The organism is Planctomycetota bacterium (assembly GCA_033763975.1).
Lineage (GTDB): Bacteria > Planctomycetota > Phycisphaerae > Phycisphaerales > UBA1924 > RI-211.
The window spans coordinates 1-25,210 of sequence record JANRJM010000010.1 but is presented as its reverse complement, the minus strand read 5'-3'; the positions used below and the strand labels follow the sequence as shown (position 1 = coordinate 25,210).

General features: G+C 71.6%; 20 protein-coding genes. 10 read left to right on the top strand and 10 right to left on the bottom strand.

Features of this window, described 5'->3' with window-relative positions:
• Positions 1–26: 26 nt before the first annotated feature.
• Positions 27–281, top strand: a complete 255-nt coding sequence (locus SFY69_06115) for a hypothetical protein (GenBank protein ID MDX2131606.1) — start codon at positions 27–29, stop codon at positions 279–281.
• Positions 282–450: 169 nt separating this feature from the next.
• Here the strand turns inward: SFY69_06115 and SFY69_06110 are convergent, their stop codons facing one another.
• The gene (locus tag SFY69_06110; GenBank protein ID MDX2131605.1) at positions 451–3,042 is read right to left on the bottom strand and encodes a PA14 domain-containing protein; all 2,592 of its coding nucleotides are present in this window, start codon (positions 3,040–3,042) and stop codon (positions 451–453) included.
• Between the two features lie 83 nt (positions 3,043–3,125).
• Complete coding sequence (locus SFY69_06105; protein ID MDX2131604.1) at positions 3,126–3,686, bottom strand: hypothetical protein; 561 nt, start codon at positions 3,684–3,686, stop codon at positions 3,126–3,128.
• Between the two features lie 107 nt (positions 3,687–3,793).
• Here SFY69_06105 and SFY69_06100 point away from each other — a divergent pair, with 107 nt between their 5' ends.
• The 7 genes from SFY69_06100 (at position 3,794) to SFY69_06070 (ending at position 13,881) form a co-directional block, all read left to right on the top strand.
• Positions 3,794–4,516, top strand: a complete 723-nt coding sequence (locus SFY69_06100; protein MDX2131603.1) for a peptidylprolyl isomerase — start codon at positions 3,794–3,796, stop codon at positions 4,514–4,516.
• 114 nt (positions 4,517–4,630) lie between these two features.
• A complete protein-coding gene (locus SFY69_06095; protein MDX2131602.1) occupies positions 4,631–7,468 on the top strand; it encodes an ATP-binding protein in 2,838 nt (945 codons plus the stop codon).
• The gene (locus SFY69_06090) at positions 7,465–9,792 is read left to right on the top strand and encodes an ATP-binding protein (GenBank protein MDX2131601.1); all 2,328 of its coding nucleotides are present in this window, start codon (positions 7,465–7,467) and stop codon (positions 9,790–9,792) included. The genes SFY69_06095 and SFY69_06090 overlap by 4 nt, the downstream gene beginning before the upstream one ends.
• Positions 9,789–10,445: a response regulator transcription factor gene (locus tag SFY69_06085; GenBank protein MDX2131600.1), complete on the top strand. Its 657-nt coding sequence runs from the start codon at positions 9,789–9,791 to the stop codon at positions 10,443–10,445. The genes SFY69_06090 and SFY69_06085 overlap by 4 nt, the downstream gene beginning before the upstream one ends.
• Before the next feature lie 225 nt (positions 10,446–10,670).
• Complete coding sequence (locus SFY69_06080) at positions 10,671–10,907, top strand: helix-turn-helix transcriptional regulator (GenBank protein MDX2131599.1); 237 nt, start codon at positions 10,671–10,673, stop codon at positions 10,905–10,907.
• Positions 10,908–11,001: 94 nt separating this feature from the next.
• A complete protein-coding gene (locus tag SFY69_06075; protein MDX2131598.1) occupies positions 11,002–12,171 on the top strand; it encodes a hypothetical protein in 1,170 nt (389 codons plus the stop codon).
• A 156-nt stretch (positions 12,172–12,327) separates the two neighbouring features.
• On the top strand, positions 12,328–13,881 hold the full coding sequence (locus SFY69_06070; protein MDX2131597.1) for an FAD-dependent oxidoreductase: 1,554 nt from the start codon (positions 12,328–12,330) through the stop codon (positions 13,879–13,881).
• A gap of 72 nt (positions 13,882–13,953) precedes the next feature.
• Here the strand turns inward: SFY69_06070 and SFY69_06065 are convergent, their stop codons facing one another.
• The 6 genes from SFY69_06065 to SFY69_06040 all read right to left on the bottom strand — a co-directional run bounded on the left by SFY69_06065 (position 13,954) and on the right by SFY69_06040 (position 20,644).
• Positions 13,954–15,360 (bottom strand): glycosyltransferase, encoded by a 1,407-nt coding sequence (locus SFY69_06065; GenBank protein ID MDX2131596.1) that lies wholly within the window; start codon positions 15,358–15,360, stop codon positions 13,954–13,956.
• Complete coding sequence (locus SFY69_06060; GenBank protein ID MDX2131595.1) at positions 15,330–15,956, bottom strand: hypothetical protein; 627 nt, start codon at positions 15,954–15,956, stop codon at positions 15,330–15,332. Before SFY69_06060 ends, SFY69_06065 begins: the two co-directional genes overlap by 31 nt.
• Positions 15,957–16,118: 162 nt before the next feature.
• Complete coding sequence (locus SFY69_06055; GenBank protein MDX2131594.1) at positions 16,119–17,144, bottom strand: tRNA pseudouridine synthase A; 1,026 nt, start codon at positions 17,142–17,144, stop codon at positions 16,119–16,121.
• A gap of 8 nt (positions 17,145–17,152) precedes the next feature.
• A complete protein-coding gene (locus SFY69_06050; protein ID MDX2131593.1) occupies positions 17,153–18,484 on the bottom strand; it encodes a PP2C family protein-serine/threonine phosphatase in 1,332 nt (443 codons plus the stop codon).
• A 114-nt stretch (positions 18,485–18,598) separates the two neighbouring features.
• Positions 18,599–18,799, bottom strand: a complete 201-nt coding sequence (locus tag SFY69_06045; protein ID MDX2131592.1) for a hypothetical protein — start codon at positions 18,797–18,799, stop codon at positions 18,599–18,601.
• A gap of 78 nt (positions 18,800–18,877) precedes the next feature.
• A complete protein-coding gene (locus tag SFY69_06040; GenBank protein ID MDX2131591.1) occupies positions 18,878–20,644 on the bottom strand; it encodes a 2Fe-2S iron-sulfur cluster-binding protein in 1,767 nt (588 codons plus the stop codon).
• Between the two features lie 267 nt (positions 20,645–20,911).
• Here SFY69_06040 and SFY69_06035 point away from each other — a divergent pair, with 267 nt between their 5' ends.
• Both SFY69_06035 and SFY69_06030 read left to right on the top strand, forming a co-directional pair.
• Positions 20,912–21,520, top strand: a complete 609-nt coding sequence (locus SFY69_06035) for a hypothetical protein (protein ID MDX2131590.1) — start codon at positions 20,912–20,914, stop codon at positions 21,518–21,520.
• Positions 21,521–21,598: 78 nt separating this feature from the next.
• Positions 21,599–22,942: an ATP phosphoribosyltransferase regulatory subunit gene (locus tag SFY69_06030; protein ID MDX2131589.1), complete on the top strand. Its 1,344-nt coding sequence runs from the start codon at positions 21,599–21,601 to the stop codon at positions 22,940–22,942.
• Positions 22,943–23,028: 86 nt separating this feature from the next.
• Here SFY69_06030 and SFY69_06025 read toward each other — a convergent pair whose 3' ends face one another.
• Together SFY69_06025 and SFY69_06020 are read right to left on the bottom strand one after the other, a co-directional pair.
• A complete protein-coding gene (locus SFY69_06025) occupies positions 23,029–24,726 on the bottom strand; it encodes a S26 family signal peptidase (protein MDX2131588.1) in 1,698 nt (565 codons plus the stop codon).
• A 75-nt stretch (positions 24,727–24,801) separates the two neighbouring features.
• Positions 24,802–25,210, bottom strand: a 409-nt coding sequence (locus SFY69_06020; GenBank protein MDX2131587.1) for a hypothetical protein, incomplete at its 5' end; no start/stop codon positions are given.

Here is a 25,210-nt window from a genome sequence, read left to right as displayed (position 1 = left end):
CCCGGCCCGACCGAAAGGAAGAAGCCATGCTGGAAGCGGAAGCGGTGGCGTTGCTGACGCAGTTCGGGACGGCGGGGCTGATCGCGTGGCTGTGGCTGAGCGAGCGGCGGTCGGGATCGTCGCGCGAGCGGCAACTGGCGGAGATGCACGAGCGGCTCATGCAGGACCGGCGCGGGCTCGACGTGGCGGTCGAGGCGCTGCGCGAGAACACGCGCGTCCTGGCGGGTGTCGAGGCGGGGCAGCGGGCGCTGCTGGCGGCGCTGGAGCGGGTGGGGAAGTGAGACAAATGGTTAAAGGGCAAATTATCAAATGGCCAAATGGCAAAGGGACAAATGGACAAATAGAGGACCGGATGGTGCGTTGGGCTAGTGCGCTCTGCTCATGTGATCATTTGACATGTGTTCTTGGTTCATTTGACCATTTGACCATTTGTTAATTTGATCATTTCCCTCAGGGGCACGGTGCGCCGGCGATGACCTGTTCGAGGGCGGCGATGTCGGACTGGTCGACGTTGCCGTCCTGGTTGAAGTCTGGGTCGAGCGTGGAGCAGGACGGATCGCCGGCGACGACCTGAGCGAGGCAGGCGATGTCGTCCTGATCGACGTTGCCGTCCTGGTTGAAGTCGGGGGCGCAGGCGAGGCGTCGCCAGGAGGCGGGGCCGAGGATGGTGCGCGTGCCGCCGAAGGGCCCGACGGCGAGGGTGAGGCCGGCGCCGCCGCCGGCCTCGAAGAAGTCGATGCGGACGCGGTGGAGGCCCGGCTGGAGGCCGACGGAGTTGGTGGCCTCGACCATGCCGTGGGTACCGTCGTTGTTGATGAAGAGGGTGTCGCCGAGGAAGAGGCGCGAGCCGTCGTCGGAGGTGAGGCCGAGGGTGTAGTAGCCGGGCGAGGTGATGGCGATGTAGCCGCGGAAGACGGCGCCGACGTTGTCGGCGCGGGCGGAGGTGGCGAAGTCCTGATCGGTGCTGGCGAAGTCGACCGCGGGGACGACATCGGCGGCGTAGGGGGTGAGGAGCGAGAAGTCGGGGAGGACGGTGGGGCCGAGGAGGGCGTAGTAGTCGACGTCGACGCCGGGAACGCCGGCGGCGAGGGGGAGATCGGCGGGGCGGTAGGTGGAGGGGTCGGTGACGAAGGCGGAGACGGCGGCGGTGGCGGTCTGGTTGTTGGCGTCGGCGACGGTGTAGGTGAAGGAGTCGGTGCCGTTGAAGTTGGCGGGGGCGGTGTAGAGGAGACGGTCGCGGCCGCCGGGCCCGGTGCCAACGGAGCGGATGATGCTGCCGCCGCGCTGGCTGGTGGGCTGGAAGGACTGGATGGTGAGGGGGAGGTTGGTGGAGTGCCAGTCGTTGGCGAGGACGTCGACGGCGCGCTGCTGGAGGGACTCGAGCTGGCCGGCGTCGTCGGGGACGGGGTGGCAGACGGGGTCGTCGGCGACGGCGAACGAGGTGATCCAGTTGTTCCAGCCGCTGGGCTGCTGGTACTGCCCGATGACCCAGAAGGTGGTGTCGTCAGTGGGGTCGACGGCGATGTCGAAGTAGTCGCCCCAGCGCCCGTTGGAGCCGGTGTCGCCGAACTTGACGATCTCCGGGACGCCCATGCGGTTGAGGGGGTCGGTGCTGCGGCGTGCGGCGACGGCGACGGCGGCGTTGAGGGTGGGCGAGGAGACGCCGACGACGACGCCGACGTCGCCGTTGCTGTTGGAGTAGATGGCGGGGAAGTAGGAGTGCAGGCCGGGCCCGGCGTCGACGGAGCCGGACTGGGCGAGGGTGGGCCCGCCGGAGACGGGCCAGTTGTTGGTGCGGAGGTGATACCAGCGGGCGAGGTTGCGGTTGTTGAGGCTGGTGTTATGGCAGGCGTAGAGGTTGCCGTCGCGCCAGTGGACGTTCATGATGCGGTTGTCGACGAGGCTGAGCGTGCCGCCGGGCGTGGGGCCGCTGACGGGGCCGGCGAAGGAGGGGACGGTGACGTTGGTGCTGACGATGACGGGGTTGGTGAGGGGGTTGGTGATGGCGCGGATGCGGAGGGAGGAGGAGGAGTTGATGGAGACGAAGAAGGGCGCGAGGTTGGCGCCGAAGTGCTGGGCGACCTGGACGGAGGCGGCGCCGGTCTGGCGGAGGGTGGAGAACTGTGCGGGCTGACCGGTGAGGAGGGGGGTCTTGTCGAAGATGCGGAAGCCGGTGCCGCCGAAGCCGGAGATGTTGAGGCCGAAGAGGTTGCTGGTGACGTAATAGGCGTTGGCGTCGTAGCCGAAGCCGGGGTAGTCCCACCAGTAGGTATCGGTGCCGACGGTGATGACGGCGTCGGTGCGGTACTTGAACCACACGCCGTTGGGGTCGCTGTCGTCGGAGATGGCGATGCAGATGTAGGCCTCGCCGGTGGAGGAGTAGACCTCCGGGGCGATGACGACGAAGCGCTGGGCGAGGTGGTCGTAGAGGCACTTGGGGTCGAAGGTGAAGCCGCGGGCGCCGACGGTCTCGAAGAAGCCGGGGTTGCCGGTGTCGTTGAGGGGGACGGAGAACTGGACCTGGCCGGACTTGGAGTACCAGGCGATCTGCATGTTGACGGTGGCGAGGACGTGGTTGGGCCCGACGGCGAGCGTGGGATCGGGTGGATTCCAGCCGGTGGCGCCGATGGAGGGCCAGGTCTGGACGACGCTGGTGCGGTGTTCGTCGAGCGAGCCGCCGACGGGCAGGGCGTTGGGCGCGTCGAGGTCGATGGCGGGGGCGGTGGGGTGGGGCGGGAGGACCTCGCGGATGCGTCGCGGGAGCGCGACGGGGTCGGGTTCCTGGATGGGGTTGGGGTGGAGGCGCGAGTCGAAGCGGACGGCGGGGGCGGAGCCGCGGACGACGGCGTCGGGCTGGGTGAGGTCGATGACGGGCTGGCGGGAAGGAACGGCGCCGTCGCGTGGGATGGGGATCGGCGCGAGGGGGCGCGGCGTGGGATCCGGGGCGGCGTCACGCGCGAGGCGGGCGTCGGTGCAGGCGCCGAGGATTGCGGCAAGAGCGAGGGCGAACGACGCGGGCGCGACGGCGGCGGAGTAACGCATGCGGAGGTCCTCGGAAAGGGGGAGGACCGAGCATATCGGCGTTTTGAAGGGCCGCAAGCGGGCGGAGGCGTGGTGGCGGCTGGTTATCGCTGCACGATGAACTCGTCGGCGAGGAGGAGCGGAGCGCCGGCGGCATCGGCGGTCTCGAGGACGGCGCGGACCTTGACCCAGGCGGGCGCGCCGTTGCGGAGGGGGGCGTTGGCGGGGTCGAGCCAGTCGAAGACCCAGGCTTCGACGACGAGCGGGACGCGGTAGGTGCGGGTGGCGGGGTCGAAGCGTGCGGAGTTGGCGGGCGGGTCGGAGAAGTTTGGCACGGCCCAGCGGCGGGACTGGGATTCCATGCCGGGGGTGGGGCCGGCGCCGGGGCGGAAGAGCTCGACGGTGAGGGAGCCGAGGCCTTTGACGGGGTCGGCGTAGGCGTCGGAGAGTTCGAGGTGGAGGATGAGGAGGCACTCGTCGGGGCCGACGCCCGGGCCGCCACGCTCGATGTGGGTGAGCGGGTGGATGCGGAGCGCGACGGGGTCGAAGGGCCCTGCGGTCTGCGGGCGGTCTGGGCCGAGGAGGCGCACGGGGAGCGGGCCGGAGCAGGCGCCGGCGGCCAGGAAGAGGCAGGAGGCGGCGAGGGAAGGCACCGGGTTGGGCACGGGGTGAGGGTAGCGGGCGCGGCGGGCGGGGTGTGCGGGTCGGTTCGGGGGTCGGAAGGCGGGAGGGTGGACCCTACACTTGGCGGGCCGTGTTGAAGGAGGAATCCATGCGAAGCGCCGGGTGGATCGCGGGTGTGTTGAGCGTGGTGGCGTGCTGTGGCGGGGTGGGGCTGGCGGAGATGGGCACGTCGCCGGGAGTGGTGGAGCAGCCGTCGACGGCGAAGCCGTCATCGCAGCCGGAGCAGCCGGCGGCAAAGCCTGGGGAAGCCAAGCCGGAGACGCCGCAGGCGCCGGCGAAGGAGCGATACGTGTACATGCGCATGACGACGACGCTGGGCGAGATCGTGCTGGAGCTGGACAGCGAGAAGGCGCCGCTGTCGGTGGCGAACTTCGAGAAGTACGCGAGCGAGGGGCACTACGCGGGGACGATCTTCCATCGCGTGATCCCCGGGTTCATGGTGCAGGGAGGCGGGTTCACGGCGGACATGAACCAGAAGAAGACGAACCCGCCGATCAAGAACGAGTGGAAGAACGGGCTGAAGAACGTGCGCGGGTCGATCGCGATGGCGCGGACGAACGTGGCGGATTCGGCGACGAGCCAGTTCTTCATCAACGTGAAGGACAACGGGTTCCTTGACGAGCCGCGGGACGGGGCGGGGTACGCGGTGTTCGGGCGGGTGGTGCGTGGGATGGACGTGGTCGACAAGATCGTGGGCGTGAAGACGACGACGCGTCGGGGGATGGGCGACGTGCCGGAGGCGCCGATCACGATCGAGCGGGTGGAGAAGATGAGCGCGGAGGACGGCGCGAAGGCGAAGGCGGGGACGTAAGTCGGTCTTCACGCGGCGGGCGTGGGCGTGAAAATCAAGTCGTAAGCGTTTTCATCGATGGGCGCGCGTGATGCGGGGGCGTCTGCGCGGACCCGCGTGGTATGCTGCGCGGGCATGGACGGGAAGTTGCGGGGGGCAGCGGATCCGTCGTGGACGCGTGGGGCGTGCGCGCCGGTGTGGGCAATCGTGGCGGAACCGGCGTGGGCCCGGGGGGCGGCCCCTGCGCGCGGGACGACGCTGGTGCAGGGGCGTGCGGCGGTGCCGGGGCGGGCCGCGGTGATGAACGCGGGCGAGTGGGTGGTGTGCGGGGTATCGCTGGCGGTGGCGGCGGCGGCGGTGGTGTCGTGCCTGCGGACGCGGCGCGTGCTGGGGCGGCGGATGGAGGCGGCGGCGGCGCAGTCGCAGCGGCTGCTGGGCGAGGTGGAGCGGCTGTCGGCGGTGGGCGGGCGGACGGAAGGGCGCCTGGCGCGGATGGAAGTGCTGCGGTCGATCGCGACGGGGCAGGCGGAGGGGATGTCGGCGTCGGCGCTGATGGCGCAGGCGGCGCGCGACCTGTCGGCGCTGGTGGGCGGCGCGCGGGTGTGCGTGTGGGAGATGGCGGAGGGTTCGACGGCGGTGCTGGGCGCGTGCTCGCTGAGCCCGGATGCGGGTCATGGGGCGGGCGGGCTGCTGGGGGTGGGCGAACGGCGCGCGATGGGGGCGGCGGTGGCGGACGCGCTGCGTGCGGGAGTCACACTGGACGCCTCGCGCGCGGGTGCGGGGGCGGCGGAGGCGGAGGCGGCGGGGTGGTGGCGGGCGCGCGGGAGCGCGTCGTGGGTGGAGGTCGGGATCAGCGATGGCGTGCGGCTGCGGGCGAGCGTGACGATGGACCGGGCGGACGGCGGGCCCGGCCCCGCGAAGGCGTGGGACGAGGCGGAGATCGCCACGCTGGAGAGCGTGACGCACGAGTTGTCGCGGGCGCTGCTGGCGGCGTGGGTGGACGAAGAGCGGCGTGTCGCGGTGGAGAAGCTGCGCCGGAGCGAGGAGTGCTACCGCGCGTTGTTCGAGCGCAGCCCGGACCCGATGGTGCTGTACGACGCGGGGAGCGGGCGGGTGCTGGGGCTGAACGGCGCGGCGGAGCGTCTGCTGGGCGGGTCGATTCCCGAGACGTGGGCGCTGCCGGGTTGCGGGGCGGAGGCGTCGGCGAGCGGGGCCGAGGCGTCGCGGGTGCGCCGGCTGATCCGCGGGGCGACCGGGGAGATGGTGGAGCTGGTGGAGACGTCGCACCCGGTGGAGTTTCTGCGTCCCGGGGCGCGGCTGGCGACGCTGCACGAGGTGTCGGCGCTGCGGCGCGCGGAGGAGGAGGCGGCGCGGGCGGAGTCGCGGTGGCGGGAGTTGACCGAGGCGTACGGGCGCGCGCTGCACCACGTGGCGGAGGACGCGCCGCTGGAGACGATTTTTTCGACGGTGTGCGGGGCGGTGGAACGGGCCGAGCCGGGCGTGATCTGCACGGTGGCGCTCATGAGCGAGGACGGGACGCGGCTGCGGCTGGCGCACCGGGGGAGCCTTCCCGAGGCGGCGGCGGCGATGACCGCGGACCTGCCGGTGCGCGACGACCTGGGCGTGTGCCCGGTGGCGGCGGCGACGGGGCGGCGGGTGGTGAGCGGGGACATGCTGGCCGATCCGCGGTGCGCGCCGTTCGCGGAGATGGTGTCGCGCCACGCGCTGCGGGCGTGCTGGTCGGAGCCGGTGGTGGGCGCGGACGGGCGGGCGGTGGGCACGCTGGCGATGTACCGGGGCACGCCCGGCGAGCCGGGGCAGCGCGAGGTGCGGCTGGTGGAGACGGCGGCGGAGATCGTCTCGCTGGCGGTGCGGCACCACGGGGCGATCGCCTCGCTGAAGGAGACGCGCCTGCGGTACGAGCGGGCGCTGCGCGGCACGGGGACGCTGATCTGGGAATACGACGTCAAGGCGGACGTCGTGCGGATGACGGGGCAGTTGGAGGCCGCGGGGCGGGACGCGGGCATCGACGAGTGGACGGGGAGCGCCGCGGCGTGGCGGACGCGCGTGCACGCGGACGACCTCGACGCGGTGAAGGTGCGGTTCGCGGCGTGCGTTGAGCGCGGGGACCGGTACGACGTGGAGTATCGGGTGCGGCTGCGGGGAACGGGGTACCGCTGGGTGCGTTCGACGGGGGTGCGTCGCGAGGAAGCCGACGGGCGCGTGGTGATCGCGGGGACGATGATCGACGTGACGGACCGGCGGCGGGCGATGGACCACCTGGCGCGGACGAACGCGGACCTGGAGCGGTTCGCGGCGATGGCGAGCCACGAACTGCAGGAGCCGCTGCGGACGATGCGGACGTACGCGGACCTGCTGGCGGGCGAGGCGGGGGTGCTGGGTGCGGAGGGCGTGAAGCGGGCGGGGTTCATCCGGGACGGGGCGAGCCGGATGCAGACGCTGGTGGCGGACCTGCTGGCGTTTGCGCGGGCGGGCGGCGGGCTGGATCGCGGGCTGGTGGAGACCGGGCCGCTGGTGGAGGAGGCGGTGCGCGCGGTGCGGGCGCACGGGGCGGAGGCTGGGGACGCGGTGGTGATCGTGGAGGCGCTGCCGCGGGTGTGCGGGGACGGGGCGTTGCTGCGGCTGGTGTTCGAGAACCTGGTGGGGAACGCGGTGAAGTTCGTGCCGCCGGGCGCGGGGGCGGTGCGGGTGAGCGCGTCGCGGGGGACGGAGGGGTGGGAGTTCCGGGTGGCGGACGAGGGGGACGGGATCGCGGCGGAGGATCGGGAGCGGGTGTTCGAGATGTTCACGAGGCTTCGTCGGCGGAACGGGGCGCGGGGGAGCGGGCTGGGGCTGGCGATCGCGCGGCGGATCGTGGAATCGCACGGGGGGCGGATCTGGGTGGAGCCGAACACGCCGCGGGGCGCGGTGTTCGCGTTCACGCTGCCGGACCATGAAGGGAGCACGACGTGAGCACGCTGCGCGTGCTGATCGTGGAGGACAACGAGGCGGACGCGCACCTGCTGGAGGAACTGCTGCGCTCGGGCCGCGCGGCGGACGTGCGGGTGGTGGAGACGCTGACGGACGCGTTGGAGGCGGTGCGTGGGGCGGACGCGCCGGACGTGGTGCTGGTGGACCTGTACCTGCCGGACTCGGAGGGGACGCAGACGGTGACGGCGCTGGCGGAGGCGGCGCCGGACGTGGCGGTGGTGGCGTTGAGCAGCGGGCCGCACGAATCGACGGGGCTGGAATCGCTGCGGTGCGGCGCGCAGGACTACCTGATGAAAGGGCGTCTGGACGCGGACCTGCTGTCGCGGGCGGTGCGGAACTCGCTGGACTGGACGCGGCACCGGACGATGCTGCGGCGGCGGGCGGAGCAGGAGGAGTTGGCGCGTCGGTCGGCGGGGCTGACGTGGTGGGAGCTGGAGCTGGCGACTGGCGCGGTGCGGCATTCGGGTGACTTCGGGGCGATCTTCGGGATGCCCGCGCTGGACGGGCTCGCGACGCACGCGGCGATGATGGAGCACGTGGCGCCCGAGGATCGGGAAGCGACGCGGGTGGCACTGGAACGCGCGACGCGTCGGGACGGAGACGTGTCGCACGACTTCCGGTTCGTGCGGGCGGACGGGTCGCGGGTGTGGGCGACGGCGGCGTCGCGCGGGGTGCGCCGGGCGGACGGGACGCTGACGCACCTGATCGGCGTGACGCGGAACACGGACGTGGCGAAGCGGCGCGAGCTGGCGCTGCGGGAGCTGGCGGAGGGGGCATCGACGGGCGAGTCGTTCTTCGAGTCGCTGACGCTGCACCTGGTGCGGGCGATGCGGACGCGCTGGGCGCTCATCGCGGAGCGGGTGGAGGGGGGGCGGCTACGAACGGTGGCGCTGTGCGAACGCGAGCGGGTGCTGGAGACGCTGGAGTACGACCTGCGGGGCACGCCGTGCGAGCGGGTGATCCACGCGGGGGACGTGTGCGTGTTCCCGTCGGGCGCGCGGGAGGCGTTCCCGGAGGACGCGGTGCTGGCGCAGCTGGGCGCCGACTCGTACGCGGGGGCGGCGATGATCTCGTCGCGCGGGGAGGTGCTGGGGCTGGTGGCGGTGCTGGACGATCGCCCGCTGCCGGCGGAGTGCTCGCAGTTGCTGGTGCTGGTGCAGGTGTTCGCGTCGCGGGCGGCGGCGGAGCTGGAGCGGGTGCGGGCGGAGGAGGCGTTGCGCCGGCGCGAGGAGATGGCGCGCCAGGCCGACCGGATGGAGGCGATCGGGCGGCTGGCGAGCGGGGTGGCGCACGATTTCAACAACCTGCTGACGGCGATCCGGGCGTACGCGAGCCTGGCGACGGCGACGCTGCCCGCGGAGCACCCGGCGCGCGAGAGCCTGTCGCAGGTGGAGAACGCGGCGCGGCAGGCGACGGGCGTGACGAACTCGCTGCTGTCGTTCGCGCGGGGGAGTCGGTCGGGGACGGCGCGGGCGTGCGTGGGCCCGATGGTGGCGTCGGCGGCGCGGCTGTTCCGCCGGATGGCGCCGGCGGACCTGCGCCTGGAAGTGGAGACGACGGAGGCCGACGCGGTGTGGATCGACGCCCAGGAATCGCACATCGAGCAGGTGGTGATCAACCTGCTCATGAACGCGGCGGACGCGTCGGCCCCGGGCGGGCGCGTGCGGCTGGAGGCGGGGCGGGCGCGGTCCGGCGAGGCGATGATCCGCGTGCAGGACTGGGGCTCGGGCATGAGCCCGCAGGTGCGGGCGCGGATCTTCGAGCCGTTCTTCACCACCAAGCCGGAGGGGAAGGGCACCGGGCTGGGGCTGCCGACGGCGCGGCGGGTGATCGAGGAGCATGGTGGGCGGCTGGAGTTGGAGACGGCGCCGGGCAAGGGCGCGAGTTTCACGGTGTACCTGCCGTCGCGGCCCGCGCCGGAGACGGCGTCGGCGCAGGAGCCGGAATCGCAGGTGGGGCTGGGGGCGGGGCGGCGCGCGATGGTCGTGGAAGAGAACGCGATGGTGCGCGGACTGCTGGCGTCTATGCTGGAAGCGCTGGGGTTCGAGGTAACGGTGTCGGGGTCGATGCCGACGGGAGCGGAGGGCGGGGCGGACCTTATCGTGTCCGGGCCCGGGCCGGAGGCGTGGCGTGGGGCGGGACGCGAGCCGGGGGCGCCGGGCGTGCGGTGGGTCTTTGTGACGGAGCAGGAACGGCGCGAGGGCGACCGGGAAGACGCGGTGTCGGGCGTCGCGCGGGTGCGCAAGCCGTTCAAGCTGTCGGATCTTCGGGCGGCGATCGAGGCGACGGGGGCGAGCGGACGATGAGCGACGTCATCCGGGTGATGGTGGTGGACGACCATGCGCTGGTCCGGCGCTCGCTGGGGCAGTTGCTGTCGCAGAGCACGGACCTGCAGACAGTGGCGGAGTGCGCGACGGGGGACGAGGCGATCACGCAGGCGCTGCGGCATCACCCGGACGTGGTGGTGATGGACGTGGACATGCCCGGGGTGGCGGCGTTCGACGCGGCGCGGACGATCCTGGCGCGCTCGCCGGGAACACGGATCGTGTTCTTGAGTGCGTTCTCGCACGACCGGTACATCGAGGCGGCGCTGGCGGCGGGGGCGATGGGGTATCTGACGAAGGGCGAATCCCCGGAATCGGTGGCGCGGGCGGTGCGCGCGGTGGCGCGGGGGAAGACGGCGTTCTCGGCGGAGGTGCAGTCGCGGCTGGTGATTGATTCGGAGGGGGTGCGCCTGGCGCCGCAGGTGCAGAGCCGCGTGACGGCGCTGACGGATCGCGAGGTAGAGGTGCTGCGGTACGTGGCGCAGGGGCTGTCGAAGAAGGAAATCGCGAAGGTGATGCATCTGTCGGTGAAGACGGTGGAGAATCACTCGTGGAGCATGATGAAGCGGCTGGGGATTCATGATCGGGTCGAGTTGACACGCTTCGCGATCCGGGAGGGGCTCGTCGAAGCGTGAGCGATCTCGAAACTGCGGGTATCACGCGGCGGAAACCCACATAGGTGGGCGGGATATCTGGGGTATTCCCCCCAATGGAGGCTGGCGGGCAGGACCCCGATAGTTGTCGCGTCGATATGACAATCGTGTCGGGAATACGACACGAGGGAGCCCGTCGTGACGCTACCAGAAATCGTGCGTGCAACACCCGAAGTGGGGGAGACAGATGGGAGTCGCGGCGCGGCGATGGCCGCGGCGAGGCCGGATCTGTCGCGGCAGGTGAGCGAGGCGCAGCGTCGGGTGCTGGAGTTGCTGCTGGAGGGGAAGACCGAGCCGCAGATCGCGGAGGTGCTTGGTCGGAGCCGGCACACGGTGCATGATCACACGAAAGCGATCTACTCGGCGCTGAAGGTGAAGAACCGGGTGCAGCTGGTGCTGCTGTTCGCCGGCTCGCCGCAGACGGCGCGGAGCAACGCGAACTGACACGGGCGGGTGTCGGGTCGCGGCGATACAGTGCCCTTGCGCAACGGGCCGCGGCGCGTGTGAGCGCCCGCCGTGCGGAGCAAGGGGACGGACCATGATCGCGAGCGGAACGGTCGGGCGCGGGTCTGGGCGGAAGTCTGGGCGCGCGGGGTGGTGTCGTCGGGTCGTGGCGGCGGTGGCGGCGGTGGCGACGGCGGGGGCCGCGTGGGCGCAGGGGCAGCCGGCGCCGCTGACGGAGGACAATGTCATCGTGGGGACGATGGACATTGAGTTCGCGACGCGGACGAACCTGGACACGACGGGGAAGTTGAAGGAAGGGTCGGCGGCGCTGGGCGCGAAGGACACGTACCGGCTGAAGATGAACGTGGCGAAGACGACGGAGTTCGTGGGGGAGATCACGCGTCGGCCGAACCTGTACAGCCGGCTGCTGGGGCGCAAGGAGCAGCAGGCGGAGCTGGGGTACTCGATCGACGTGTTCGCGCTGAACCCCAACGACCTCAAGCAGAAGCTGCCGGTGGGCAAGTGGGTGGGGCAGGTGCCGATCGACCAGCAGACGGGGGCGTACGACCTGTCGGGCGGTGCGAAAGCGGAGCGGCCTCTGCGGATGGCGATCGACGCGGTGGGGCGTGCGCCGGCGTTCAACGACACGTTCGGCGGTCGGATGATGGGCAAGGCCGAGAAGAAGGAGGGCCTGGGCTCGATCACGTACAAGCGGCTGATCGGGAAGCGTGAGCTGACGATGGTGGTGAAGCAGTCGGACCCGATGCGGTTCGACAACCTGATCCTGGCGAAGGGGCCCCGCGACAGCAACCCGCGGACGAGCGTGACGGGGCGGCTGGACTACGACTACGAGACGGGGAACTGGTTCACCGACGGGATCAAGATGCGGTACCAGATGAGCGGGAAGGACGTGGAGGACACGATCACCGGGACGATCAAGTGGGTGGAGGACGCGGACCGGGCGGCGAACGGGAAGGGGTACTACGAGTTCAACCTGCGGTTCAACGAGGAGGCGAACCGGACGCCGACGAGCGACGCGGCGCCGTTCGAGGAGATGTCGAGCGAGGACGCGTTCTTCGCGGTGGACAACTCGGTGCCGTGCCTCAAGGGCCGGATCGAGTACGCGGACACGCTGGACGCGGACGGGAACACGATCGCGAGCAAGGTGACGTACGGGCTGCACGCGAACAAGCTGACGTCGCAGCAGATCATGAACTTCTTCAAGCTGTGGATGATCGCGGTGGGCCCGACGAACGACGAGTGATCCGGTGAGCGTCGGGCGGGCCCGGAGGAGCCGGGGCGGGCCGGCGACAGGCGAATGTGAGCGACGGGCCCGGGGGTGCGAATCCCCGGGCCCGTTTCATTGGCGGTACACTGGGCGGCGGTGTGCGGGGCCTTGGGCGCCCCCTGGGAGGATGACATGACCCGGTTCTATCGCGTGTTGAGCAGGCGGTTCGGCCCGTTGTCGAAGCTGAGCGAGGCGGAGCTGCGCGAGCAGCGCCGGACGATGCTGAAAGCGTCGTTGGCGGCGGGGGCGGGGCTGCTGCTGAGCGCGGGCGGGTGGGGCGTGCGGCCCGCGGCGAAGGGCAAGCGGGTGGTGGTGGTCGGGGCGGGGTTCTCGGGGCTGGCGTGCGCGTACGAGCTCAAGAGCGTCGGGTACGACGTGACGGTGATCGAGGCGCAGAACCGCGTGGGCGGGCGGGTGCTGACGCTGAAGGACTTCGTGCCGGGCAAGGCGGTGGAGGCCGGGGCGGAACTGATCGGGAGCAACCACCCGCACTGGATGGCGTACGCGAAGGCGTTCGGGCTGGAGTTCGTGGACGTGTCGGAGGACGCGGACCTGGACGCGCCGATCGTGCTGGGCGGGAAGGAGATCCGGGGCGACGAGGGGGCGGCGTTGTGGGAGGCGTTCGAGGAGGCCGCCACGGGGATGAACGCGATCGCCGCGGAGATCGACCCCGAGCGGCCGTGGACGGCGCAGTACGCGAAGCACTACGACGGGCGGACGCTCAAGTCGTGGATCGATGAGCTCGAGGCGACGGCGGAGGTGAAGGGCGCGCTGGACGCGAACCTGGGCGGCGACAACGGCGTGCGGACGGACCGGATGTCGCTGCTGGCGATGCTGACCCAGGTGCGGGGCGGGGGCTTGCAGCGGTTCTGGGAAGAGACCGAGGTGTACCGCTGCAAGGGCGGGAACCAGCAGTTGGCGGAGAAGCTCGCGGGCGGGCTGGGCGGGCGGGTGGTGAAGGACCTGCCGGTGAAGGAGATCAAGGTCGGCACGCCCTGCACGGTGCGGTGCGCGGACGGGCGGACGATCGAGTGCGACGACGTGGTGCTGGCGACGCCCCCGACGGTGTGGGGAAAGATCAAGGTGACGCCGGACCTGCCGACGACGCTGATGCCGCAGTTGGGCGTGAACGTGAAGTACCTCACGCGGGTGAAGAGCCGGTTCTGGGTGAAGGACGGGCGGTCGCAGTACACGCTCTCCGACGGGGACATCAACTGGACGTGGGAGAGCACCGACGGGCAGGCGGCGGAGGGCCCGTGCGGGCTGACGGCGTTCTGCGCGGCGGACGGGGCGGCGCGGGTGCGCGGGCGCGACGCCAAGGCACGCGATGAGATGATGGGCACGCTGTTCGAGTCGTGGTTCCCGGGGTTCAAGGACCAGGTCGAGGACCGGCGGCTCATCGACTGGCCCGGCTTCACGTGGACGCAGGGCGCGTACTCGGCTTATGCGCCCGGGCAGATCACGGCGATGGGCCCGACGCTCCACAAGGGGCTGGGCAACCTGCACTTCGCGGGCGAGCACTGCTCGTTCGCGTTCATGGGGTACATGGAGGGGGCGCTGCACGCGGGCGCGAGCCTGGCGCGGCGGCTGGCGGAACGCGACGGCGTGACGCCCCCGGCCAAGGTCGCGCTGCCCGAGGCGGTGATGAAGGCGATGGAGATGGAAGAGTTGAAGCCGGGGATGTGAGGAGAGGGACTGGGGAGTGGGGATGGAAGCCCCCGCCGGCTTCGCGGACTCACCCTCTCCCCAGGGCAGGATTCAGGAAGACCCTCGCTGGCGCTTCGGGCTCGTATGGGCCGCGTGGTAGACGCGCTCGAGCGCGGCGGTCATGGTGTCGGCGCTGAAGGCGGCGCGGCATTCAGCCTGGCCACGGGCGGCGAGTTCGGTGCGCTCGTCGGGGTGATCGAAGCACCAGCGGATGGCGTCGCGCAGGCGCGCAAGGTTTGCGAGCGGCACGAGTCGCCCGGTCTGCATGTCGCGGCAGACCTCGCCCGCACCGTCGACGTCGTACACCACCGGGCAGACGCCCGCGAGCAGCGCCTGCGGCACGGTGCGGGGCAGCCCCTCGCGATAGCTCGGGTGCGCGAGCACGTCCATCGCGCGGACGAGCGCGGGGATGCGCTGCGGCGGAACCAGCCCGGTGAGTATGAGTTGCGGCGGCGCGGCGCGGGCGGTGGGATCGTCGAGTACCTTCGGCGAGGTCTGGGCGTGCGGATGGATGCGGGCGGACGCGTCGAGGGTGAGGACGCCGACGCCGCGGGCGCGGGCCTTGTCGATGAGGCGGGCGCGCCACCAGCCGTCGCCGACCCAGAGGAGTTTCCAGCGGGGGTTGTCGCGGAGGTCCTGGGCGAGGGCGTCGAGGAGGTCATCGTGCCCTTTGTGCTGGGCGAGTCGCGCGACGGTGCCGACGACGAAGTCGGAGGGCGCGAGAGCGAGGCTGAGGCGGGTCTGGGCGCGTGATTCGCCGGGGGCGGGCGTGAGGAAGGGCTCGACGTCCATGCCGCTGCGGACGGTGGTGTACTGGTTGGGGTGGCCGATGCCGCGGCGGAGGAACTCGCGGGTCATGGCGTCGGCGACGCTGACGATGGCGTCGCAGCGGGCGGCGGCGTGTCGCTCGGCGAGGGTGTAGACGTGGTTGAGCAGGCGCGTCTTGAGGCGGGCGAGGGGCGGGCCTTCGACGGGCATGAACGGCGGGCCGTGGATGGTGTGGATGATGGCCGATCGGGCGGGGGGCCGGGCGGCGGGCGGATGCGCGTTCCACGCGGCGACGCGGCCCAAGATGCCGGCCTTGCTGCTGTGCGTGTGGACGATGTCGGGCTTGAGCGTGGCGATGAGGGCGCGCAGTTCGCGGAGCGCGCGCCGATCGGCGAGGGGTTGCAGGTCGCGCACGAGGCTGGGCACGACGTGCGTGGTGATGGGGATCGCGGCGGCGCCGGGCTCGCGCGATGGGGACGCGTCGCCGATGGGGCGGACGCGTTCGGTGCCGGCGAGGCAGGCGGCGTTGAAGGCGAGGACGCGGTCGAGGAGCGAGCCTTCCGGGCCGTAGATCGGCCCGAAGGCGAGATGAACCTCGTGCCCGAGGCGGGCCTGGCCCTCGCAGGAGAGGACGGTGTTCTCCTGCGAGCCGCCGAGGATCAGGCGTGTGGAGATGTGCAGGATGCGCACGGCGCGAGGGTATCACGTCGTGGCAGCGCGTCGGTGCGCGGGGGAAGTGACGCGGCGAGGAACGACCAGGTCGCGCGGCGGAGGCGGAGCGCCCAGGTGGTGGCGGGGTCGCCGCACTCCGGGCAGGGGCCGGGCAGCCCGCGCCGGTCGTAGCCGCAGGCGCGGCAGTGCCCGGAGCGTCGTCGCGCGCGGCGGAGCAGGAGCCATCCGCCGCCGCCGAGGGCGATGAGGCCGGTAAGCGGGAGGATCGGGAGGACGAGCGTGGAGCAGGGGATCTGGTACGAGACGGGGATGATCGTGCCCGGCTGGGTCGGCGATCGGGACGCGGGGACAGTGGCGATCCAGATGCGGTCGCGGGGCGCGAAGCGGGGGGCGAGGACGACGCGGCGGGCGCTGAACCCGCCGATGGCGATGCCCGGGCTGCTGACGACGAAATCACCCGGGCGGAAGAGGCGCGCGGTGAGGGCGCCGTGGGCGAGTTGCACGTGGAGGCGGCGCGCCGGGCTGAGGTACTCGACTTTCCAGAGGCTGGCGAGCGCGACGCACAGCGTGAGCGCGGCGAGCAGGACTAGGATCACCGTGCGTCGCGTGGCCATCGGTACGCCCCTCTTATCCGCCGCCATGCCTCACGCGCGCCGGTGCGGCGTGCGAGGCCTGAGTGTTGTACTCACGGACGGTCGCCCGCGTTTCGGGCTCGTACTGAGGACGAGGCGCCCGCGCTCGCGCTTCGGGCTCGTACGCGTCGCGCTCGCGACGGGCTAGTAGCGGATCCACTCGAGGCACAGGCCGGTGGGCGGGAGTGTGGGGCCGGCGGCGCGGCGGTCGCGCGAGGCGATGATGGCGGGGACGGCGTCGGGGTCGATGCGGGCGCGGCCGACATCGACGAGCGTGCCGGCGAGGATGCGGACCATGTTCCAGAGGAAGCCGGTGCCGCTGACGTCGATGCGCAGGCGGCGGGATTCGGTGACGGGCGAGAGCTCGGTCACGGTGCACGAGAGGATGGTGCGGACGGTGGAGAGTCGTCCGTGCCCGGCGGCGGCAAAGGCGGCGAAGTCGTGCTCGCCGACGAGGTGCGCGGTGGCGCGTTCCATGCGGTCGAGATCGAGGGGTTCCCAGACGTGGTGGACGTAGCGCCGGTCCCAGAGGGGGCGGAGCCCCAGGCCGTGCGGGGGCGGGGGCCCGACGTGGAGGGTGTAGGAGTAGGCCTTGCTGGTGGCGTGCTGGATGGGATCGAAGTCGGGTGAGGTTGGCTCGCAGGCGACGACGAGGATGTCGTCGGGCAGGCGGCTGTTGATGGCGCGGAGGAGGCGGCCGGTGCCGCGGTCGAGGGGCCAGCCCGGGCCACGCGGGGTGCTGGGGCCGGGGGGCTCTTCGGGCTCGGGCGGGAGGAGGCTGGAATCGAAGTCTGCGGCGCGGTCGCGGCGCGGGGGCACGTCGGCGGGCGAGCAGGTGAAGGCGGCGACCTGGCCCTTGGCGTGCACGCCGGTATCGGTGCGGCTGGCGCCGGTGAGGATGACGTCTTCGCGGACGATGGCGCGGACGCTCTGCTCGACGACGTGCTGGACGGTGCGGAGCGCGGTGCGTGGGCGGTCTTCGCCGTCGCGGATGTCGAGCGTGGTGGCGCCGGCGAGCTTTCCGGGGCGGGGAACGGGCGTGGTGGTCTCGCGGTCTGGGGGGCGCTGGTCGGCGGGGCGCGCGTCGGGCGGGGGGAGGAAGAGTTCCTGTTTCTGCCAGCCGCAGAAGTCGGTGCCGTCGTAGGCGATGGTGAGGCGGTAGCGGGGCATGGTCCTGCCTAGAGGACGCGAGCGGCGACGAGGGTGCGGTCGTCGTTTCGGCTGGCGAGGCCGGCGAACTCGCCGAGGTCCTGGAGGACGGCGGAGACGATGTCGTCGGGTTTGGAGCCGGCGCGGGAAACGGCGGCGCGGAAACGTTCGTCGCCGAAGAGTTCGTTGCCCGGGCCGAAGGCCTCGGTGATGCCGTCGGTGTAGAGGACGAGCGAATCGCCGGGGTCGAGGCGGGTGGCGTGGGTGGAATAGGCGCAGTCGCTGATGATGCCCAGGGGCAGGCCGGCGTCGGGGTGGGGGAGCGTGGAGATGCGCCCGTCGGGGTGGCGGCGGACGGGGTCGGGGTGTCCGGCGCTGGCGAAGGTGAACTCGCGCGTGGCGGCGTCGAAGATGCCAAAGACCATGGTGACGAAGTTGCCGCCCCCCAGGGTGTAGCGTTCGCAGAGGCTGTTGTTGACGAACTGCAGGACGCGATCGGGTGGGCAGGGCAAGCCCGGGACGAGGTGCGCGACCGCGTGGACGATGGCCATGAGCACGGCCGCGGGCGTGCCGTGCCCGGAGACATCGGCGACAAGGATCGCGGTGCGGCCTTCGCCGAGCTTGAAGAAGTCGTAGTAGTCGCCCCCGGCGTGGGTGGAGGTCTGGTAGAGGGCGGCGAGTTCCAGGCCCGGGACGGCGGGGATCTCGCGCGGGAGGAGCGCCATCTGCATGTCCTGCACGCTGCGGAGCTCGCGGTCGAGGGCGTTGTAGGCCTCGCGGAGTTCGCGGCCCAGGACGAGGGCGCGCGTGCCGCGCCCGATGAGGTTGGACTGGAGGACGAGGTCGGGGAAGCGCTCGGGGTCCATGGGCTGGGGGTCGTGGCTGGTGAGGAGGACCATGTTGAGGGCCTCGCCGTTCTCGTACTGGGGGATGGCGACGGCGCTGGCGGCGTGCTCGATGTACTCGCGGGCGGGGTCGTCGGGGTTGTAGACGAGGGGCGCGAGGATGCGCGGCTCGTTGGCGTAGATGAGGTCGGCGAGGAGCCCGCCCTTGATCATCGGGAGTTTGGCGGTCTCGCGCCAGGGGTCGGGCTGGCGCCTCCAGTGGCTGTAGCGGGTGATGCGGACGTTGGGGAAGGTGAGCCCGCGCCGGGAGAAGCTCACGAGGCGTCCGTTGGTGACGGTGCCTCGCATGCGCTTGCCGTAGAGGCTGGTCATCTCCATCGGGTCGGTGGTGCGGCTGACCTCGCGCATGGTCTCGACGACGTGCTCGAGCCGCTGGCGCCACGAGAGATCGGCGTAGCGTGCGGGCACGGCGGCGGGGGCGTGCTCGCGGGATCCATCATCGGTGTGCTCGACCATCGCGCGACCTCCCGGGCGCCCGGGGGCGCGTGCGATCCTTGGGCTTGTGTCGAGCGAGGACGACCGCGACCACGAGAATTCCCAGCCCGGCGAGGAGGACGGCGAGCAGCGCGGTCATGGGCGGTTCTCCGGCGACGGGGACGGGTGGTCGGCCCGGGCGGATTTCACCACGATGCGCTCGCGGGAATCGGGGGGCGGCGGGGCGAAGCGCCGCTGGTGGGCGGGGAGAAACTTGTCCAGCACCCGCCACCACCACAGCGTGAAGGGCACGCCGATGACCACCACGAGCACCATCACGATGATCGTTTCCGTCACGCCGGAAGGGTAGGTGCGGCGGCGCGGGCCTCCCGCACACCGAGAGACTCCCCGCGGAGCGGGGAGCCACCCGGGGGCTTAGAGGTCGACCACGGCCATGTCGGGGGCGACGGACGCCTCGACGGGCGGGAGCAGGACGTCGCGCGTGAAGGGCGCGAGGGCGGGGAAGGCCTCGGCCATGCGTCCGCGGACGGCGGGGGCGCTGAACGCCTCGCCCACGGGGACGCTGATGGTGGCGCCGGCGGCGACCTGACCCCGGGTGGTTTCGAGGACGACGCGCGCGCGCGAGGCCGGCTGCACGCCGCCGGCGCGGAGGACGGCGGCGAGGTCCAGGGCGATCTGGCCTTCGGCGCGTGCGCCGTCGAGGACGGGGATGGCCTGCTCGAAGGCCTGGAGGACGTTGGCGGCGTTCTGGAACGTGCCGGACTTCTCGAGCCACGTGGCGCCGGGGAGGACGACATCCGCGCGGTCCGTGAGCGGGCTGGGGAGGATGTCGATGAGCGCGACGAACTTGCCGGCGAGGCAGGGCTCGAGCGCGGCGGCGGTGGCGGGGTCGGGCGCGTTGGCGGCGAGGATCACCGCGCCCACGTCGGACGAGCCGGTGCCCTTGCCGAGCGTGCGGAGGAAGGCGTCGAAGTCGTCGGCGTGCCCGGCGACGGCCTCGAGCACGCGGCGGACGCCCCGGGCGTTGGGGGCCTTCTCGGCACGGACGGTGAAGGCGTTGGGGGCGTCGGGCGCGGCGCCGAGGGGGAAGGTCTTGTCCTGGCCGACGACGGGCACGGGGCCGAGCGCAAGGCGGGCCTGCGGGTCGATGGTGCGGGCGAGGGTGGCGAGGAGGAAGGCTTCTTCGCACGAGAGGAACGGGCTCACCATGAGGGCGAGGCGCTTGCCCTGCGCGACGGCCTTGTGCGCTCCCTCGAGGAGGTCGTCGTACGCGCGGGGCCAATCGCAGGCGACCGGCACGCCGTACTGCTTGCGGGCGGGGGAGCGGAGGCGCTGGTCGGCGTGGACGAACTTCCAGGCGTAGCGGACCTCGTCGGTGATCCACCACTTGTTGATCCTGGGGTTGTGGCGAGGCTTGACGCGGTAGACCTTGCCCTCGTTGTGGTGGACCCAGATGTTGTCGCCGCTGCTGGTGATACCGTCGACGGAGGGGGTTTCCTTGAGGAACCAGACGCGCTGGGCGAAGAGGAAGTCCTTGTCGAGGAGTGCGCCGACGGGGCAGAGGTCGATGACGTTGGCGGAGAGTTCGTTGTCGATGGCGACGCCGGGGAAGACGTCGATCTCTTCCTTGTTGCCGCGCCCGGTGACGCAGAGTTCGCTGGTGCCGGTCACTTCGCGGGTGAAGCGGACGCAGCGGGTGCACATGATGCAGCGATCGGCGTAGAGGAGGACGTTGGGGCCCAGGTCCTTCTTGGGCTGCTTGACCTTCTGCTCTTCGAAGCGGGAGACGCCCCGGCCGTAGAGGTAGGAGTAGTCCTGGAGGAAGCACTCGCCGGACTGGTCGCAGACGGGGCAGTCGAGCGGGTGGTTGATGAGCAGGTATTCCATGACCGCCTTCTGGTTGGCGACGGCCTTGGGGGAGTCGGCGAAGACGATCATGCCGTCGGATGCGGTCTGCTGGCAACTGGGCATGAGCTTGCCGCCCATGAAGGGTTCGACCTGCCCGGTGCGCGGGTTGGGGGCGTGGATCTCGACGAGGCAAATGCGGCAACTGGCGACGATGGAGAGCCCGTCGTGGTAGCAGTACTGCGGGATCTCGATCCCGTGGGTGTTGGCGATCTGGAGGATGGTCTGGCCGGGCGCGAAGTCGCAGACGCGCCCGTTGATGGTGATGCTGGGCATGGGGGGAGATGGTAGCGGCGGGGAACGCGTCGCACGCGCGGGCCCCCGGGCGGCGGGGAGGGCGTGCTCGCCCACGGCGGGCGGCGGGCGCCGGACAGCACGCACACCGGGGCAACCATGGGCGCATGATCGGACGCGGGGGACGAGTTCTCTCGGGCTGCGGCATGCAAAACAAGTATGAATTTTGAGTTTACGGGGGTAGAATCACGACGCACGCCCGGGCGCCCAAGTTGTTGGGGCGCAACGCGCGTCGAGGAGAGAGACATCATGAAGATGCGGCTGGCTTGTGGCCTTGTGTGCGCGCTGGCGACGTCGGCGTCGGCGAGCGTGACGTACCCGTTCACGAACATCACCGGGAACTCCGCGATGTCGGCGATGCAGGGCGAGGCCCAGCTTCGCGTGACGGTGATCGACTGGGCGCCGGGGCAGGCGGCGTTCCGCTTCACAAACATCGGGCCGAACCCGATGTCGATCACGGATGTGTACTTCGATGACGGGACGCTGCTGGGGATCGCGACGATCCTGAACGGCGCGGGCGTGAACTTCGCGCTCGGCGCGTCGCCGGCGAACCTTCCGGGCGGGAACACACTGACGCCGCAGTTCGACGCGACGGCCGGGTTCTCGGCGGACGCGAACAACCCGGCGCCGGCGAACGGGGTGAATCCCGGCGAAGAGCTGACGATCGTGTTCAATCTGATCAACGGCAAGACCTACGCGGACACGATCGCGGCGATGAACGGCGCCGTCGACCTTCGCGTGGGCATCCACGTGCAGGCGTTCGGCAACGGGCAGAGCGAGTCGTTCGTGACGCCGGCGCCGGGCGCGGCGGTGCTGGCGGGCCTGGGCGGGCTGCTGGCGGCGCGCCGCCGCCGGTAACGGGGCGGACTTTGATGTGATGGTGCGCGGCCGCTCCGGGAGGGGCGGCCGTTTTTCATGCGCTACGGTTGCGTCCTCATGGGCCAGCACCAGGCACCCACCGGCACGCGCGACTTGTACCCGATGGACGCCGCCCGGCGTCGGTTCATCATGGACTCGTGGCGGAGTTCGTCGGTGCGGCACGGGTTCGAGGAGGTCGACGGGCCGACGTTCGAGCATCTCGACCTGTACACGGTGAAGAGCGGCGAGGGGATCGTCAGCGAGTTGTTCTCGTTCCAGCGGACGGGGGGCGAGAAGACCTACGCGCTGCGCCCCGAGTTCACGCCGACGCTGGCGCGCCTGTACGCGGCCCGGGCGGGGAGTTTGCCCAAGCCCACGAAGTGGTTCATGGCCGGGCCCTTCTTCCGGGCGGAGCGGCCTCAGCGCGGGCGGCTGCGCGAGTTCCTGCAGTGGAACGTGGACTTTCTGGGGCTGGCGGGAGACCCCAAGACGCCGGCGGAGGTGGAGGCGGCCAAGGCCGCCGCTGACGCGGAGGTGATCGCGGCGTGCGTCTCGCTGCTGGCGGGGCTGGGGCTGACGCCCCGGGACGTGCGCGTGCGGGTGAACCACCGGGCGGCGTTGTCGGACTGGCTGGTGGGGCAGGGCGTGGCGGTCGAGCGGCAGGGGGAGTTGTTCGCGCTGCTGGACAAGCGGGGGAAGATCAGCGGCAAGGAGTTTGCGGAGGGGCTGGCCCAGTTCGGGTTCAGCCTGGCGCAGGCGGAGGTCTTTCAGCGGGGCGTGGTGCGGGTGACGGTGAACGACCCGGCGGGCGCGGACGAGGTGCTGGACCTCACGATGTTCTCGCACGCGGTGATGCCGCTGGCGCAGCAGTTGGCGCAGATGGGGATCGTGGACTGGATCGACTTTGACCTGACGGTGGTGCGTGGGCTGGCGTACTACACGGGGATGGTGTTCGAGGTGCACGAGGCGGGGGGGCAGGAGCGGGCGATCGCGGGTGGCGGTCGGTACGACGGGCTGGTGGAGCTGTTCGGCGGGCCGTCCACGCCGGCGGTGGGGTTCGGGATGGGCGACGTGGTGCTGGGGCTGGTGCTGGCGGACCGCGGGCTGATGCCCGACGACGCGGGGCTGATGGAAAAGGCGGGGCTGAGGCCGGACGCGTTCGTGCTGAGCAACGGGAGCCCGGAGGCGGAGCAGTGGGTGAGGCCGCTGGTCGCGCGATTGCGCGGGGCGGGGCTGCACGCGCGTCATTCGTACAAGGCGACGAAGAACATCGGGAAACTGATCCAGGACGCGAACGGCGCGCGGGCGCGGTACGCGGTGATCATCGAGAGCCCGGAGCGCGCGACGCTGAAGGACCTCGCGACGGGCACGCAGGAGACGATCGCGCTGGCGGACGTTGATGCGCGCGTGGCGAGGCGGTAGCGCGGGGGCGGGAGGAAGAGGGCATTAGGCATTCGGCATTCGGCATTAGAAGTTCGGTATCGGGCATCAGGGCGGCGCGGGGTCGCTCACCAGATGAAACGCATGCGGCCGAAGTCCGGGACGGGGATGCCCTGGCGCTTGTAGGGCGCGGGGAAGTAGACCCAGAAGGCCTTGCCGATGAGCAGGTCGCGCGGGACGATGCCGGTGTCTTCGTCGTACTCGGCGACCCAGGGGTTGGGCGGATCCCAGAGGCGGCCGTCGGAACTGGCGGGGCTGTTGTCGCCGCAGACGAAGAACTGGTCGGGGCCGAGGGTGAGCGTGCTGGCGGGGTGGGTGGCGAGGGCGGGCCGGCCGCTGAGCGGGCCCGAGCGGTAGGTGGTGGCCTGGTAGTGGATGTCGCGCGCGAGCGCGACGCGGTGCATGGTGACGGGCCCGCCGAACTCCCAGCGCACCACCGGCTGCTGGTACCCGGCGAAGACGAGCGAGGTGTCGTTCGCGCTGGCCTGTTCGGCGGAGAGGCCGACGCTGAAGCGGAGGCGCTCGTCGGGGGTCATGGTGTACGCGCCGAAGGCGACGCGCTCGTCGTTGACGTACAGCGCGACCGACTGGTCGACGTGCCAGAACTCGATGTTGACGACCTGCCCGGGCCGGAAGACGACGCCGCGCTGCGCGCGGGCGAGCTCGACCCACTCGCCCTCGGGCGTGGTGATCATGCCGGGCGAATCGGCGGCGCGGTCGGTGCGGGCCAGGCGCTTCATGCGGAGGACGACGGCGTCGGCGCTGATGTCGGCGCGGAACTCGTGCCCGCGATGGCGGACAACCGGGGACGCGACCAGCCCGTCGGCGGCGGCCTCGATGCCCGCGCTGAGGCGGACGTCGCCCACGGGCACGCGGTTCGCTTCGGGCTGCGAGGCCTCGTTGTACGCGTAGGAGTCGTTGATGGGGAACTCGGGGTTCCATTCGAGGGCCGAGGGACCCTCGCCGGTGTACGCGAACGTCGGCGCGTGCCCGATGCGCCAGCGGGAGGCGTGCTCGGGGGTGGCGGCGCGCCAGACGGGCTTGCGTCCGAGGGTTTCGGAGTTGATGGGGGCGTACGAGGTGTCGGCGACGGTCTGCCACATCGCGAGCTGGGCACGCTCGGGCTTGCGCTGCACCGTCCAGCCGGGGAGGAGCCAGGGGTTGGGGGCGCCGGCGTCGGCGGCGGAGGCGGGTCGGGTGAAGACGTCGCCATCGATGAGCGCGACCATCTCGTTGGGCAGGCCGACGAGGCGCTTGATGAAGTTCTGCGTGGGATCGGTGGGGTTCTTGAAGACGACGACGTCGAAGCGCTGGGGGTCGTAGATGGAGTAGAGGTACTTGAGCACGAAGATGCGGTCGCCCCAGGCGACGGGGATGTTGGACTGCTCGATGCGGTCGCGGCTCATGGGGTCGTGGACGGTGATCGAGCCGGGCGTGCGGGGGGTTTCGGGGTATGGGCGGATGCCAACGACGGGTCTCGAACTGCCCTGGATGGGGAGCGGGTTGCCGCTGTAGGCGTTGCGGTCGCGGGTATCAACGGGCCACGCGTAGCCGGTGGAGCGGCTCTGGAAGCGCATGTGCTGGCCCAGGAGCGTGGGGGCCATGGAGCCGGTGGGGATAAGGAAGGCCTCGACGACGAAGCCCCGGAAGACGAACGCCATGGCGAAGGCGATGATGATCGAGATGAACGTCTCGCGGATGGAGCCCTTGTGGCGCGCGGCGGCGGCGGGCGGGCTGGCGCTCGAAGTGCTCGACGGGCTCGTCATGGGCTGAGGGTAGGAGGCGGTGCGCGCCGGTATGCGCGCGGAGAACGCGCGGGCGGGGCGGATCGCGCGATGCCGTCAGGAGTTCTGCGGCGGCGTGTTGCCGGGCGGGCCCGCGGGAGGCTGGCCGGGCGGGGCGCCGGGCGGGCCACCGCGACGGCGGCGTTTGCGTCGGCGCGGATCGGGCTGGTTCGCGGGCGGCGCGAGATCGTCGTCGAGCGCGCCGAGGAGTTCGTCGATCTCGTCGTCGCGCGACTTGGGGGGCGCGGGCGGGCGCGGGCCGCCGGCCTTGGGCGGGCCCGGCGGCCTTTGCGGGCCGGCGGCCCTGGTCGGCGCGTTCGGCTTCGTGCCGCCCGGGGCCCGCGTCTGGCCCGAAGGCTGCGGGGCGCCGGGTGCGGCGGGCCTGGGCGCGGGCGCATCGGGAGAGCGCGGGGCATCGGGGCGACGGGGCCGATCGGGGCCGCGGTCGGCGCGGGCCGGGGCGTCG